Below are 14,047 nucleotides of genomic sequence, written 5' to 3' on the forward strand. Positions count from 1 at the left end.
TTGGGCTCAGATGCCGACTGAGGTGAGGTCGGCCAGCGCTGACTCCTTGGTGCCGCGACGACGCCGGAACCATGACATGACGGTGGCTCCGAGGGCGAGGGCGACCAGCGTGGAGGCGACGAGGAACGAGGCTAGGGCGTTTAGCGCCGGCGTAGAGCTGGTCCGCACGGCCGAGTAGATCCGGACAGGCACCGTCTCCGACCCGGCCCCCGAGGACAGGAAGGCGCTGATTACGAAGTCGTCGATCGACATGGCGAACACGATCACGAAACCGGCGAAGATGGCCGGGGCAAGCAGCGGGAGGAGAACCAGGCGGAGGGCCTGGAACTGGCTAGCGCCCAGGTCCCGAGCCGCCTCCTCGTAGTCCCGTCCTATCGACAGGAGCCGGCCGCGGGCCACCACAACCACGTACGAAATGGAGAAGGTCACGTGGCCTAGCAACTGGGCTGGCCGTCCCAGCGGGATTCCGGTGTACAGGCTCGTGAAGACCAACAGCAGCGAGGCACCCATCACGATCTCGGGGGTGACGAGCGGGACCAACATCAACCAGTTGGCGCCGCTGGCCGTCCGGGACCGCCATCGAGCTAGGCCGATAGCCAGAGTGATACCGATCGGGGTGGCCACCAGCATGGTGAGGAGAGCCAGAACCAACGAGTTGCGCAGGGCACTGTGCAGTGTCTCGTCGTGGAGAAGCGAGGCATTAGGTTCCCCGGTCCACCAGCGCAGCGAGAAGCCCTGCCAGACGGAGCGACTGCGCCCACCATTGAACGAGAACAAGACGGCGATGGCCACCGGCAGAAACATCCAAAGCACGTAGGCCCACGTCCAGGTGGCAAGGCCGATCGGCCGCCGCCACGGGTTCCGACTTCGTCGGCCGCTCACGCCCGGATCTCCCGCTGCATCCGCATGGTGCTGACTAGGTAGTAGGACATGAGGACGACCAGAAGGGCCGACAGCACCAAGACCAGGACAGCCCCCTTCTGGGGCTGGGTGGTGGCGTTCAGGTAGAAGTCGACCTGGTTCCCCACCATCTCAGTGGCCGGCGACCGCGACAGCATGTCGTTCGTGTAGTAGTCACCGAACATGGGCAGGGCGATGATCACACCGGCCCCGAGCATCCCGGGACGCGACAGTGGGATGGTCACGAGGTGGAACGTCCGGCCCGGTCCGGCCCCCAGGTCACGGGCTGCCTCAAGGAGCCGGCCGTCGAGTCGCTCGAGGGCGGCGTAAAGGGGGAGGACTAGGAATGGGACGTAGCCGTATACCAGACCCAGCACCACGGTGATCGGCTGGCCGTCCAACCAGTTCACCTGGACCCCGAACACCGAGAAGGCCCGGGTTACCCAGCCGTCAACCTGTAGCAGGTTGACCCAGGCCAGCATCCGCATCAGGTAGTTGACCCAGAACGGCAGGATCATTAGGGCTAGGAGTAGGCCGCGCCACCGTCCAGCGTGCCGAGCCAGGTAGTACGCCACCGGATAGCCGACGAGGAACGAAAGGACGACGGCACACACCACATAGGAAATGGTGCGTAGGAACACCTTCCGGAGGCTCCCCCCGAAAATTTCGCCGAGGACCTCGCCCGCATTGCCGAAGCTCCAGTTGAGAGGGTTCCAGGCCGGGACGGCGTTACGGAAGACGGGATCAATGTCTCCGAAGGCCACGCAGACCAGCGCGTAGAACGGCAGCACGAACAGCACCAGTAGCCAGACCGTCCCTGGGAGGGCGAACAGCCCCCACAGGGTGCCCCGGTCAGCGCGCCGTCGTGACCTGTCGGAGGTTGTTACGGAGGTTGGGGTGCCGGTCACCGTCGTCGCTCGGCGGGAAACCGGTCGCCCGACAGTGGGCCGAGGATCAGCCGGCGGTGAACTTGGCCCAGACGTCGGTCCAGCGGGCATCCACGTCCGGCTCTAGGGCCACGGCTCGGTTGCCCTTGGCGTACTGCGCCGGGGTTATCAGGGCGTTGGCCAGATTGGCCGGGACGTATTCCCAGTCAATCAGCGTCTGGGCGTCCAGGGCCTCAAGGGCCGGCTGGTAGCCCGTCCACCCGAAGTTTTCCAGGGCGTTGTCGACGTCGAGGAAGAAGTTGATGAACTCATGGGCCAGGACGGGACGTTGGGCGTTCCTGGCCACGCAGAAGACGTCGTTTCCGGTCACCATGTCGTCGGGCTGCCAATAGCCAAGTTCGGTCCATGAGGCATCCTCCGGGAGGTACCAGACACCGAGGAGCATGTCACCTGACCAGCACTGGTTGACTACGCGTGTTCCGGCGGGGACCTCGGTGTAGGCGAGGATGTCGATCTTTGGGTTTGTGGCAGCCGACATCTCCCGGAGGTCCTCCAGGGCGGCGTTCAGGACCTTCTGGTCGCCGGTGTTGATGTCCTCACCGTTGCGGTGCAGCACCGAGCCGATCACATCGCGGTAGGAGTCCAAGATACCGAGGCGACCGGAATAGGCGGAGTCCCACAGGATGTCCCACCCGTTGCCCGACTCGAAGTAGGACGTGTCGACGTCCATATCCGTCCGGTAGCCGATCCCCGTCGAATAAATGATGTACGGCGTCGTGTACTGGGCACCCACGTCGTAGTAGGGGTCGCGGAGGCCTTCAATGACGTTGCCGAAATTGGACAAGTAGGAGTGATTGAGGGGCTGGAGCAATTCAGCAGCCACCAGCCGGGACAGAACGGAGTCGGTCATCCCGATGATGAGGTCGGGCGTGAAGGCACCGGAGCGGAGCTTGTTGAGTGCCCCCTCCTCGGTGTCGTAGGTGGTGACGGCGGTCTTGACGCCGTAGGTCTCCTCAAACCGGGCGACCACGTCCGGGTTGAGGTAGTCCACGTAGTTGAGGATCTGCAGGGTTCCGCCCTCGTGAGCTTTCCCGGCGGCTACGGCGTCCCCGACCGTAGGGAGCGTGACCGGCTTGTCAGGCCGGGCCAGTTTCAGGGCTGTGCCCGAACCGCCGTCGCTTCCGCAGGCGGCGAGGATCGACGGGCCGAGTACCAGGCCCCCAGCGGCCACAGCCGAGCCACCGAGGAACTGGCGCCTACTGACCGGAGCGCGGCTGGCGGAGGTAGTCGGGTGTCGGTGTTCAGACCGGCGGTTCTTCATCGATGGGCCCCCTCGTGGTAGTTCTCGCGAAGGCGCGGCACTATAGTCAGCCACTGACTGACTCGCCAGTCAGTCACTTCGGTCAGAGGTCTGAGAAGTCCGAGGGAATTGGGACAAGGTGGGGCCAACTGGGGTTCCGGAGGAGGGATACGTGTCCACGGCGATGAAGCCCACATTGCGGGGGGAGGACTACCGGTCTCCCGCCATCTACGACGCCGACCTCGAGAGCGTCTTCCACCGGCGGTGGTGCTACGTCGGTCGCTCCGAGCGGCTCGCTCACGTGGGCGATCGCCTGGTGATCGACGTCGGCGCTGAGAGCGTCCTCGTACTCCGCAACCGGGATGGAGACCTACAGGCCTATTACAACGTGTGTCGGCACCGGGGTTCGCAGCTGTGCGACGCCAGCGGGAGTGGCTTCGGAGCGGCGATCACCTGCCCGTACCACGCTTGGAGCTATTCGCTGGACGGCGAGCTGGTGGCGACCCCGAACGTGGCGAAGGAAGAGCTCGACCGCATGGCGTTCCCACTCCATCGGGTCGCGGTGGAGAGTTGGCAGGGGATGCTCTTCGTCAGCCTGGCTACCGACCCTCCGCCATTGGTGGACTGGCTGGCCGAACACAGTGACGAGATTCTGTCGTTCGAGCGATTGCAGCTGGACCGCCTCCGGCTTGGGAGGCTGGAGACCAGCACGGTGGCCGCCAACTGGAAGATCCTGGTGGAGAACTACGCCGAGTGTCTCCACTGCCCGCAGATTCACCCCGAACTGGTGGAGATCATCCCCCTCCACCAACAGGGTGACGTGATCGACGAGGGCCGAAACGACGGTGGCGCCTGGTTGGCAGAGGGGGCCAACAGCTTTACTGCCGACGGCACGGCCCCACTCCCGGTGATCGCCACCATGACGCCAGACGACGCACGGTCCTACCTCTCGGCGTTCGTCTACCCGAACCTCTTCGTCGACATCACCGGTACCAGCGTGATCCTGACTCGGTTAATCCCCCGGGGTCCGGCGCGGACCGACTACGAGATCGAGTACCTGTTCGAGCCCTCCGCAGTTGAGTCTGACGACTTCGACCCCAGCGCGGTCTGTGACTTCAGCAACCTGGTCCTGGCCCAGGACAACGCGGTCTGCGAACGCACCCAACGGGGGGTGAGCTCGCGCTCGTTCGACCGGGGGATGTTCGCTGCCCGGGACTCACTCTGCTGGGACTTCACCCAGCAATACCTCGCCGATCTAGCCGCAGAGTCGTGACCGTAGACGGGCACGGGGAGTGGCAGGGGCCGCACATGGACCCCATCGGTTCCGCCGAACGGCGGGTGGCCAACCGGTTCGAAGCCGAGTTCGTCCCGTTCATCGTCGACGGGGAACCGTCGCCCGGCGAGTGGATCCTGCAGCTCGACGGGTCGTATCCGCTGGGGGGCGGCTTTCACGTCTACCGCATGGACCCGGGCACGAGGACCACACCCCACGAGCACACCTGCGACGAGCAATTCCTGATGCTGGAGGGCGAGCTGATTGACCACGACGGCCACGCATACCGGCCGGGGGATCTGGTGCTGCTGGCCGCAGGGACCCGGCACGACTCGAGAACCGAGACCGGATGCACCCTCGCCGTCTTCATTGCTACGACAGAGGAGAACCTGGTCGACTGACCGGTTCCGCCGTTGGTTCTTCTTCAGTTGTTTTCTGTGCTGGCGGTCCTCACGGCGTGCGGCCGTCGGTGAGGGTCCAGGCGGGATGACCGTCGACCCAGGTCTCTAAGACGGTTACGTCCGGGAGACGGTCAACGGCGACAGTGAACGGGTCGTCGGCCAGGAGCACGAGGTCGGCGGGGTTCCCGACGGCCAGTGACCCGACGTCGTCTCGCCGCAGAGCGTGGGCTCCGCCCACCGTGTAGCCGGTGAGGGATTGTGCCCGGGTGATCCGGTTTTCGTCGCCGAGGATCCGTCCCGCGGAGGTCAGACGCGTCTCAGCTGCCCAGCAGGACAGCATCACGCATGGCCTAGTCACCGGGGCGTCCGAGGACAGCACGACGGGGAGGCCGGCCGCGGCGATCCGTCCTGAGGGGTACATGCCATCGGCCACCTCGGGGTGGTCGCGGCGCACACCCTCTCCGTAAAGGTGGACCTGGGTTGGCTGTGGGACCGGGACTACTCCGAGCCGACACATCTCGGTTAGCTGGTCGGCAGACGGAAAGCCACAGTGCTCTATGCGGTGCCGGAGGTCGGGGCGCAGTGGGGCCCGGCCTAGAGCGTCCAGCACCAGTTGGATGGCCTCAGGTCCTTGCGCGTGGGTGGCGGTCTGACGACCGGCAGTGGCCGAGGCGACCAGCAGGTCTTCCAGTTCGCCCGGACCGTGGTACAGGTGCCCGTGGGTGGCTCCGCAGCCGCACGGTAGGTAGGCGGTGCCCCCAGTCAGGGCACCGTCGGCATAGTGCTTGACTCCGCCGACCGATAGGTGGTCATTCCCTAGCCACGACTCGATCCCCAGGCGGTCCAGGCTGTCGACGTGACTGGACAGGACGTACATCACCACGCGCAACGCGAGGCGCCCGGCGTCCCGAGCGACGAGGAATGCCCGCATTTCCCGTTCGGTGACCTGGCAGTCGCCCACGGTGGTGATTCCGGTAGCCAGGAACGCCTCCTGAGCGTCGTCCAGCATGCTGGCCAGATCGTCCGGGTCGTCCGGCAGATGGAGGTTGGGGCCGTGGTTTCCAAGTTTCACCCCGTCGGGTCCGGTGAGCAGGTCGCAGGCGGCGTCGAATACTCGACCGGTGGGCCGTCCGTCCTCGTCACGGTCGATGACGCCACCGGGCGGGGTGGGCACCGCCGCGGTTATACCGGCCTCGGCCAGCCCATGGCTGTTTACCGAGAATCCGTGGCCGCTGACGTGCATCACGGTGACCGTCCGGTCGTCAGCTACCCGGTCCAGCTCCAGGGCCGTGGGGTGCCGACCCTCGGTTAGGCGGTGGTGGTCGTAGCCAAAGCCGCGAATCGGAGCTACGGAGCGGGCCTCGTTTCGGGCGTGTTCGCCGAGAAGTTTGATCACCTCGTCGACGCTGGATGCCGAGGTCAGGTCGGCCCACGAGGCGCACTGGCCGTACATGAGAGGGTGGGTATGGGCGTCGACGAAGCCCGGGAGAATGGTACGGCCGTCTAGGTCGACCTCCTGAGCGTCGCCGAGGGCTCGTGCGCTGGCCAGCGATCCGATGTGGGTGAGCCGGCGACCGTCGATTCGGACCGCCTCGACGGTGCCGACATGGCCTTTCACTAGCGGATAGGTCGGTCCACCGGTGATGATCGTGCCCCGTTTGGGATCGTGGTTGACCACCGTTCAGTTTCTCCCGACGTCGAGGGCCGGAAGGGCGGCCAGCGCTGTAGCGATTTCGGCCGCCACCGCGGCGTTGTGCTTCACCAGGGCCACGTTGGCCTCGAGGCTGGCGCCGTGGGTGGTCTCGCCGATGTGTGCCAGCAGGAATGGTGTTACGTCGCGGCCGCGCACTCCGGCACCGTCGGCTGCGGCCAGGCCGCCCACTATGGCCTCGGCGATGGCCTGTGGGTCGGCCTCGTCGGCTACAGGGATGGGGTTGGCCACCACCACTCCGCTGAGCAGGCCGCACCCCCAGTGGGCGTGAAGAATTCCGGCCGTGGTGTCTGGATGGTCAGATCGGACCGACACCGGCAGGTCGCCGCCCCGGGTCCAGAACTCGGGCATTACGTCGGTGCCCTGCCCGACGACCGGGACGCCGAGCGTCTCCAAGGCCTCAATGGTTCGGGGCAAGTCGAGGACCGCTTTGGCTCCGGCACAAACCACGGCTACCGGCAGTGTGGCCAGCGCGGTGAGGTCGGCCGAAATATCGCGATCCTCGCCCCTGTGCACACCGCCGATCCCGCCTGTGGCGAATAGTCGGATCCCAGCCCGGTGGGCAGCGAACAGGGTGGCGGCCACCGTGGTGGAACCTGTCCGACCTTCGGCCAGCAGGTACCCCAGGTCGCGAAGGCTGGCCTTCTCAGCTTCCCCACTACCTAGGCGCTCAATCTCGTCGACCGAGAGACCGACCCGAAGTGATCCGTCGATGACGGCCACGGTGGCCGGGACGGCACCGGCGGCCCGGACCTCGGCTGCGCAGGCCAGCGCAGTCTCGACGTTCTGCGGAGACGGCAGACCGTGGCTGACAATGGTGGACTCCAAGGCCACTACAGCCCGCCCGTCAGCCAGTGCCGCCGACACCTCGTCGGACACCCGCAGCCGTTCGGTCGATTTTTTCCCCACGGTTCCAGTGTGGCCGGTGTAGAAGGCGGCGCGCCCGTCGGGCCGGAGGGGGTACGCCGGTAGAATGGACGGGCCCACATCACCAGCGGGAGGCACCCCCCGTGGCTAGCAAGACCAGTAGCACGCCGGCAGCGATCGGCATCGTGAAGTCGGTGGAGTTCGACGGCAGCAGTGCTGTGCTGAGTTTCGGTGATTCGTCAACCACGTCAACGCTGGTTGTCGAAGCCGAGCCCAACATTTCGGGCGCCGAGCGACGGTTGAAGGCCTTCCACGACGTCTACACGGTGGTCGTCCGTGCCGATGCCGATGACGTGTCGGCCGAGCTCTACGGCGTGAACCACAACGGTGAGGTCAATCGCCCGGTGCCGGTGGCCGATGCTCTGGGTCTGTGGGAGCTGGGTGTTCCGATTCGAGTAGAGCGGGCTGCCGCCTGATCTGACGGTCGGAGACCACCCAACCTCCACCGAGCCCTGGTCGAGTTAGCGGTCAACCGCCCTTAGAGGTCCGAAACTGCGCCGGGGTCCACCGCGGAATTGTCCGATTCGGGGACCATGGAGGGGTCGATCGCACAAGACCCCGATCGATTCCCGACGATGTGGGCATGCTGACCTCCCATCCCCCGGTCGGTGCCACTGGCACCGAGGACCGCCCGACGCCCGTCGTCGATTCACCCGGCCCGTTGGCTCCTGCCATCGACCCCGAGACCCTGGCCTCCGACGCGGTGGCCGTAGTAGCCCGGTGGCTGACCACGGCCCACTGCGACGAGACATCCACAGAGCGTCGGCTGGCCGACCGGATGCGAGGAATCATCGACGACCCAATCGGCGTGGGGTTCACCATGCGGTTCGTAGACCGGGTAGCTCGCCACCGGAGCAACACTCTGGCTGCCGATCAACTGGCCCGGCTGGTGGCTGACGGTGACCTCCCCGGGTTCCTGGGCCGGGTCGACCGGCTGTTGTTGCGGCTGGGAGCCCGTCTCGCCCCGGTCCTACCCCAGCTGGTCATGCCATTGGCCCGCCGTCGCCTCCGAGGGCTCGTCGGCCACCTTGTGGTGGACGCCGCCCCCGGCAGCGTCCACGCCCACTTGGCCCGTCGCCGGTTGGAGGGCTACACCCTGAATGTCAACTTGCTGGGGGAGGCGGTCCTGGGCGAGGCCGAGGCGTCCCGCCGCTTCGAGCGCACCCTGGCCCTGGTGGAGGACCCCGAGGTTGACTACGTGTCGGTCAAGGTCTCGGCCATCGCCAGCCAACTCAATCTGTGGGCTTTCGACCACACGTTGACTCGAGTCAAGGACCGCCTACGGATCCTGTACCAGCGGGCCGCTGTCGCTCCGGCTCCCACCGGCCGGCCCACCTTCGTCAACCTGGACATGGAGGAGCATCGGGACCTGGAGCTCACCCTCCGGGCCTTCACCGAACTCCTGGATGAGCCCGACCTACGGGACGTCGATGCCGGGATCGTCCTGCAGGCCTACCTGCCGGATGCCTTCGGTGCCCTCCAGCGCATCACCGCCTGGGCTGGTCCCCGGAAGGATGCCGGGGGTGGCGAGGTCAAGGTTCGCCTGGTGAAAGGGGCCAACCTGGCCATGGAAAGGGTCGATGCTGCCCTACACGGGTGGGTGCAGGCGCCCTACGACACCAAGGCCGAGGTGGACGCCAACTACAAGCGTTGCGTGGACTGGGCCCTGCGGCCCGTGCACACGCGGGCGGTGCGGATCGGGCTGGCCAGCCACAACCTGTTCGACGTGGCCTGGGCCCACCTCCTGGCCGAGGCCCGTGGGGTAGCTGACCGAGTCGAGTTCGAGATGCTGCAGGGGATGGTCCCCGCTCAGGCCCGGACAGTGCTAGATGACACCGGCGAGCTTCTGCTGTACACGCCGATTGTGGGCCGCCGGGACTTCGACGTAGCCGTCAGCTACCTATTCCGTCGCCTGGAGGAGAACAGCTCCGACCAGAACTTTCTCCGGCACCTGTTCAGCCTGCGGCCCGGGACCCCCGAGTTTGACGAGCAGGCCCGCCTGTTCCGTGCCGCGGTGGCCGGGCGTTGGGACCTCGCTGACCTGCCCCGTCGAGAGACCGAGCGGCCACCGTCGGGCGACGGGTTGTTCCGGAATCATCCCGACACCGATCCGACCCTGCCTGCCACCCGGGCACGGGTGGCTTCAGTCTCCGCTCGCCCGTTCGAGCCGGCGCATACCCCAGTGATCACCACGGTCGAAGCTCTGGACGCCGAGGTGGCTATGGCTCGGAGAGCCCAGGAGTCCTGGGGGTCCCGTCCTGCCGTCGAACGATGTGACGTACTGCGCCGGGTCGCCGACGAACTTGTGGCCCGACACGACGACCTCATGGTGGCCATGACCCACGAGGCTTCCAAGACGTGGACCGAGGCCGAACCGGAGGTCGGCGAGGCCGTCGACTTTGCCCGGTGGTACGCCGAGCGGGCATCGGAGCTGGAGCGAGTGGAGGGTGCGGCGTTCACCCCGCTGGGTGTGGTGGCAGTCGTCCCTCCGTGGAACTTCCCGGTTGCCATCCCGACCGGCGGGACCCTGGCCGCCCTGGCCGCTGGTAATGCCGTGGTGTTCAAGCCGGCCCCCGAGACGCCTCGGTGCGCGGAGATCGTCGCCGAGGCCTGTTGGACGGCCGGCGTGCCGACCGAGGTACTGAGGTTCGTTAGAACCCCGGACGACGAGGTCGGTCGCCGCCTGGTGACCACGGTCGACGGCGTGATCCTGACCGGATCCCACGAGACGGCCAACCTGTTCCGGTGCTGGGACCCGAACCTCCGCCTTTTCGCCGAGACCAGCGGGAAGAACGCCCTGGTCGTCACCCCGCAGGCAGACTTGGACCTGGCGGCTGCCGACCTAGTGCAGTCGGCCTTTGGACACCAGGGCCAGAAGTGCTCGGCGGCCAGCCTCGGAGTCCTAGTCGGGCCGGTGGCCACCGACGAACGGTTCTTGCGCCAGGTGGTCGACGCCGCAGCGTCGCTGCGCGTGGGGTCAACGGACGACCCAGCCACCACGTTCGGACCCCTAATCGGTCCAGCCGGGGGGAGGCTGCTAGACGCCCTCACCACCCTGGCGCCGGGCGAGGAGTGGCTGCTGGAGCCCCGGTGCCTCGATGACGAGGGCCGAGCCTGGACACCGGGGATCAAGACCGGGGTCCGTCCCGACTCGCAGTTCCACCGCACCGAGGTATTCGGCCCGGTGCTAGGCCTGATGGCCGTGGACACCCTGGACGAGGCGCTGGCCGTTCAGAACGGGGTCGACTACGGCCTGACCGGGGGCATTCACTCGCTGGACCCCGCCGAGGTGGACCGCTGGCTAGACCACGTCCAGGTGGGCAACGCCTACGTGAACCGGCCCATCACCGGGGCCATCGTGCAGCGACAGCCCTTCGGTGGTTGGAAGCGGTCGTCTGTGGGTACGGGAGCCAAGGCGGGCGGCCCCGACTACCTGCTACAGCTCGGCACCTGGACTGCCACCCGTCCGCTGGACGAGGCGGACTTCAATGAGGTGTTGGTGGCCGACGCCGCCTGGTGGGCGAATCGGTACGGGGTGGAGCACGATCCGTCGGGCCTGTTCTGTGAGGCCAACGTGCTGCACTACCGGCCGCATCCTGACCTGGTGGTGCGGGTGGGGGCCGGGGCCACGCCGGTCGACTTGGAACGGGTACTGGCCGCGTCGGCGCGGTGCGGGGTGGAGCCCCGGGTGAGCCGGGCCACCGAGGAGGATGACACCGCGTTCGCCGCCACCCTGTCGGCCCACCGGTTTGGTCGGATCAGGGCCGTCGGCTTCGTTTCCGAGACGGTCCGCCGAGCAGCCATCGCCGCCGAAGTGGACCTGGTGGACGAGGCGGTCACGGCCAGCGGCCGCCTCGAATTGCGCCACTACGTCCGAGAGCAGGCCGTGAGCCGAACCCTGCACCGCTTCGGCAACCTAATAGGAGCTCAGGGCACCGATTCCATCAATTGATCACCGGTATTCAACGGAATCCATTGCATGGAGTAGATTTAGCGAGCGAATCACTTGCACTTGGTTTGGAGCTTCGCGAGACTGGACGCATGCGACGCCCTCCACTTCGGATCTTGGATCTGGCCGGCAGCCCGGAGGCCCGGGGCCACGCCCACGGAGCGGCATTCGTCGACGAGATCCGTACCTATACCGATGAGCGGGTCCGGCTGGCTGGCTCCCGGTTCTGGGCCGGCGGCGAGATTGACCGCGCTGACGTGCTGGAGATCGCCCGATCCTGTCTCCCAGCCCACGAGGCCCACTCGGCCGACCTGTACGCCGAGATGTGCGGCATCGCCGACGGTGCCGGGATCACGCCAGAGGAGGCCGTGGTGGTCGGAGGTTTCACCGACTTCGTCGACACGGTGCGCTCCGAGGTTGGCGGACGGCATCCCGACGAGGTCGTCGAGGATGACTGCACGGCGTTCATCGTCCCCGACCACCGTTGTGACGGGCAGGGCTTCTACGGCCAGACCTGGGACATGCACGACACCGCCACCCCGCACGTGGTGCTGCTACGCATCCGGCCCGACGACGGTCCGGTCTCGCTGGTCTTCACCACCACCGGTTGTGTCGGCCAACTAGGCATGAACGAGGCTGGTGTGTGCGTCGGTATCAACAACTTGGTGGCTATCGACGGCTGCCGAGGCGTGATGTGGACATCGGTGGTGCGCGAGGCCCTAGATCAGGACTCAGCCGTATCGGCGCGCGACGCCGTGCTGGGAGCCGACCTGGCCGGCGCTCACAGCTTCCTGACATTCGACGCCTCTGGGGACGGGCACGTGATCGAGGCTTTCCCCACCGCCCGTCCGTCCGAGTCGCTCGACACCGAGCCTCTCGTCCATACCAACCACGCTTTGTGGGACGAGGCGCTGGACCGCGAAGCACCCAAGCACGAGGGCCTGATGGTTAACTCCACCCGCCGCCGTGAGCGGGCGCTCAAGATGCTTGACCGGGACGGCATCGGTGTCGACGACCTGATGGCGGTGACCCGCGACGACCAGGCCGTCTGCCGGGTGTCGACCGAGCCTTTCCACGTCGAATCCAGTGGGGCGGCGATCATGCGCCCCCGCACCCGTGACTTCTGGGCTGTGTGGGGCCTACCTAGCCACAACGACTACATCCACGTCCCCTTCGCTGCCTGACCGGAGGTGCCGCCATGGTCGAGATCACCTACGCCCCCCTCCAGGCCCGATGGGCAACAGAGTTGGCTGCCATTGAGCGGGCCGCCTTCCCGACGGCGGGGATCGCCGACCTCTTGGTTGAGGAGGACATCCTCGCCCTCTGCGAGAAGTTCCCCGCCGGTGGGTTCGTGGCCCTAGACGGGGAGACGCCGGTTGGGATGGGTGTCGGCATCCTGATCGACTTCGACTTCGACGAGCCGAACCACTCACTGGACGACCTCACCGGCGAGAACTCGTGCGGTAATCATTCGGACGACGCTGACTGGTACTACGGCGTCACAATCGCCGTAGCCGCGAACTACCGGCGCCTGGGGATCGGCCACCAGCTGTATATCCGCCGCAAGGACATCGTCCGTCGCCTCGGCAAGAAGGGCATCGTGGCCGGCGGGGTCATTCCCGGGTACAAGGACCACATCGGCAACATGACGGCTGACGAGTATGTCGACCGGGTGCGGGCCGGCGAGCTGTACGACCCGACGCTGAGCTTCCAGCTGGAGAATGGGTTTGAGGCCGTTGGTGCCATCCCGGACTATATGGACGATCCGGCTGTGGGGAACAACGCTGTTCTCATCGTCTGGCGCAACCCCGACCTGGTTGATACCTAACCACGACCCGTCGGATCGGTCGGTAACCCCCGCCTAGGCTCTTCGGCGACGACGACCGACCGGAGGCTGATCCGTGACCTGGGTCGACGGCCTGCTCATCGATATCGACGGCGTGCTGTCCGTTTCATGGGAGGCCATCGACGGCGCGCCCGGGGCTCTGGCCGAACTCCGGGCCCGACAGGTCCCGCTGCGGTTCGCCACCAACACCACAACCCGGACCCGGGCCGAGGTGGCCTCGCTTCTGACCGGGGCCGGCATGCCGGTTGATCCCGACGAGATCCTGACCGCCCCGGTGGCCACGGCGGCCCATCTCCGGCGACACCACCCGGAGGCCCGGTGCTACCTGCTGAACTCCGGGGACCTTTCCGAGGACTTGGAGGGCATCGACGTGGTTTCTGGCGACGCCGCAGGACCGGTGGACGTGGTGGTGGTTGGCGGAGCGGGCCTGAACTTCACCCACACCGAGTTGAACCGGGCCTTCGGCCACCTCTTGGACGGGGCGACGTTCGTGGCCATGCACCGCAACCTTTACTGGCGGACGTCGGCTGGGATGGAGCTGGACACCGGCGCCTACGTTGCCGCCCTGGAGGAGTCCTCGGGAATGGTCCCTGTCGTGCTGGGCAAGCCTTCACCCGAGTTCTTCGCCACCGGGGTGGCCGAACTGGGTTTGTCCCCCGACCGGGTGGCCATGGTGGGCGATGACGTGGATAACGATGTGTTGGCTGGCCAACGATGCGGGCTTCGCGGGGTCCTGGTACAGACCGGGAAGTTCCGACCTGAGGCACTCGACATGGCGTCCGGTACCCCGGACCACGTGGTCGCGAGCTTTGCCGACGTGCCGGCACTCCTTGCGCACTGACCGGCCCCGCTT

General features: G+C 66.7%; 12 protein-coding genes. 7 read left to right on the forward strand and 5 right to left on the reverse strand.

What is annotated here, in order from left to right:
• Positions 1–6: 6 nt before the first annotated feature.
• Genes MK181_01620 through MK181_01630 form a run of 3 tightly spaced genes read right to left on the reverse strand, consistent with a single transcriptional unit; the run spans position 7 to position 3,108 of the window.
• A complete protein-coding gene (locus tag MK181_01620) occupies positions 7–882 on the reverse strand; it encodes an ABC transporter permease (GenBank protein MCH2418491.1) in 876 nt (291 codons plus the stop codon).
• On the reverse strand, positions 879–1,808 hold the full coding sequence (locus MK181_01625; protein MCH2418492.1) for an ABC transporter permease: 930 nt from the start codon (positions 1,806–1,808) through the stop codon (positions 879–881). Before MK181_01625 ends, MK181_01620 begins: the two co-directional genes overlap by 4 nt.
• Positions 1,809–1,854: 46 nt before the next feature.
• Entirely contained in the window at positions 1,855–3,108 is a 1,254-nt protein-coding gene (locus MK181_01630; GenBank protein ID MCH2418493.1) for an extracellular solute-binding protein, read from the reverse strand.
• A 151-nt stretch (positions 3,109–3,259) separates the two neighbouring features.
• Here MK181_01630 and MK181_01635 point away from each other — a divergent pair, with 151 nt between their 5' ends.
• The gene (locus MK181_01635) at positions 3,260–4,360 is read left to right on the forward strand and encodes an aromatic ring-hydroxylating dioxygenase subunit alpha (GenBank protein ID MCH2418494.1); all 1,101 of its coding nucleotides are present in this window, start codon (positions 3,260–3,262) and stop codon (positions 4,358–4,360) included.
• Entirely contained in the window at positions 4,357–4,761 is a 405-nt protein-coding gene (locus tag MK181_01640) for a cupin domain-containing protein (protein MCH2418495.1), read from the forward strand. Before MK181_01635 ends, MK181_01640 begins: the two co-directional genes overlap by 4 nt.
• 49 nt (positions 4,762–4,810) lie before the next feature.
• Here MK181_01640 and MK181_01645 read toward each other — a convergent pair whose 3' ends face one another.
• Both MK181_01645 and MK181_01650 read right to left on the reverse strand, forming a co-directional pair.
• Positions 4,811–6,439, reverse strand: coding sequence for an amidohydrolase (locus MK181_01645; GenBank protein MCH2418496.1), 1,629 nt, complete (start codon positions 6,437–6,439; stop codon positions 4,811–4,813).
• A gap of 3 nt (positions 6,440–6,442) precedes the next feature.
• Complete coding sequence (locus MK181_01650; GenBank protein MCH2418497.1) at positions 6,443–7,381, reverse strand: pseudouridine-5'-phosphate glycosidase; 939 nt, start codon at positions 7,379–7,381, stop codon at positions 6,443–6,445.
• Positions 7,382–7,482: 101 nt separating this feature from the next.
• Between MK181_01650 and MK181_01655 the strand changes: the two genes are divergently transcribed.
• From MK181_01655 to MK181_01675, 5 genes are all read left to right on the forward strand, one after another.
• Positions 7,483–7,815, forward strand: a complete 333-nt coding sequence (locus tag MK181_01655; GenBank protein MCH2418498.1) for a hypothetical protein — start codon at positions 7,483–7,485, stop codon at positions 7,813–7,815.
• Between the two features lie 167 nt (positions 7,816–7,982).
• Complete coding sequence (locus tag MK181_01660) at positions 7,983–11,351, forward strand: bifunctional proline dehydrogenase/L-glutamate gamma-semialdehyde dehydrogenase (GenBank protein MCH2418499.1); 3,369 nt, start codon at positions 7,983–7,985, stop codon at positions 11,349–11,351.
• Between the two features lie 89 nt (positions 11,352–11,440).
• Positions 11,441–12,532: a C45 family peptidase gene (locus MK181_01665; protein MCH2418500.1), complete on the forward strand. Its 1,092-nt coding sequence runs from the start codon at positions 11,441–11,443 to the stop codon at positions 12,530–12,532.
• 14 nt (positions 12,533–12,546) lie between these two features.
• Positions 12,547–13,176 carry a GNAT family N-acetyltransferase gene (locus tag MK181_01670; protein ID MCH2418501.1) on the forward strand — a complete coding sequence of 210 codons (630 nt, stop codon included), beginning with the start codon at positions 12,547–12,549 and terminating at the stop codon, positions 13,174–13,176.
• A gap of 73 nt (positions 13,177–13,249) precedes the next feature.
• Positions 13,250–14,035 carry an HAD-IIA family hydrolase gene (locus tag MK181_01675; GenBank protein ID MCH2418502.1) on the forward strand — a complete coding sequence of 262 codons (786 nt, stop codon included), beginning with the start codon at positions 13,250–13,252 and terminating at the stop codon, positions 14,033–14,035.
• The last annotated feature ends 12 nt before the right edge of the window (positions 14,036–14,047 follow it).

It is taken from the genome of Acidimicrobiales bacterium (assembly GCA_022452035.1).
Classification (GTDB): domain Bacteria; phylum Actinomycetota; class Acidimicrobiia; order Acidimicrobiales; family MedAcidi-G1; genus UBA9410.

Bases quoted from the DNA above. Each gene is read 5' to 3' on its own strand.
- MK181_01665 (MCH2418500.1), top strand. From the start codon at position 11,441: ATGCGACGCCCTCCACTTCGGATCTTGGATCTGGCCGGCAGCCCGGAG.
- MK181_01630 (MCH2418493.1), bottom strand. From the start codon at position 3,108: ATGAAGAACCGCCGGTCTGAACACCGACACCCGACTACCTCCGCCAGC.
- MK181_01670 (MCH2418501.1), top strand. From the start codon at position 12,547: ATGGTCGAGATCACCTACGCCCCCCTCCAGGCCCGATGGGCAACAGAG.
- MK181_01660 (MCH2418499.1), top strand. From the start codon at position 7,983: ATGCTGACCTCCCATCCCCCGGTCGGTGCCACTGGCACCGAGGACCGC.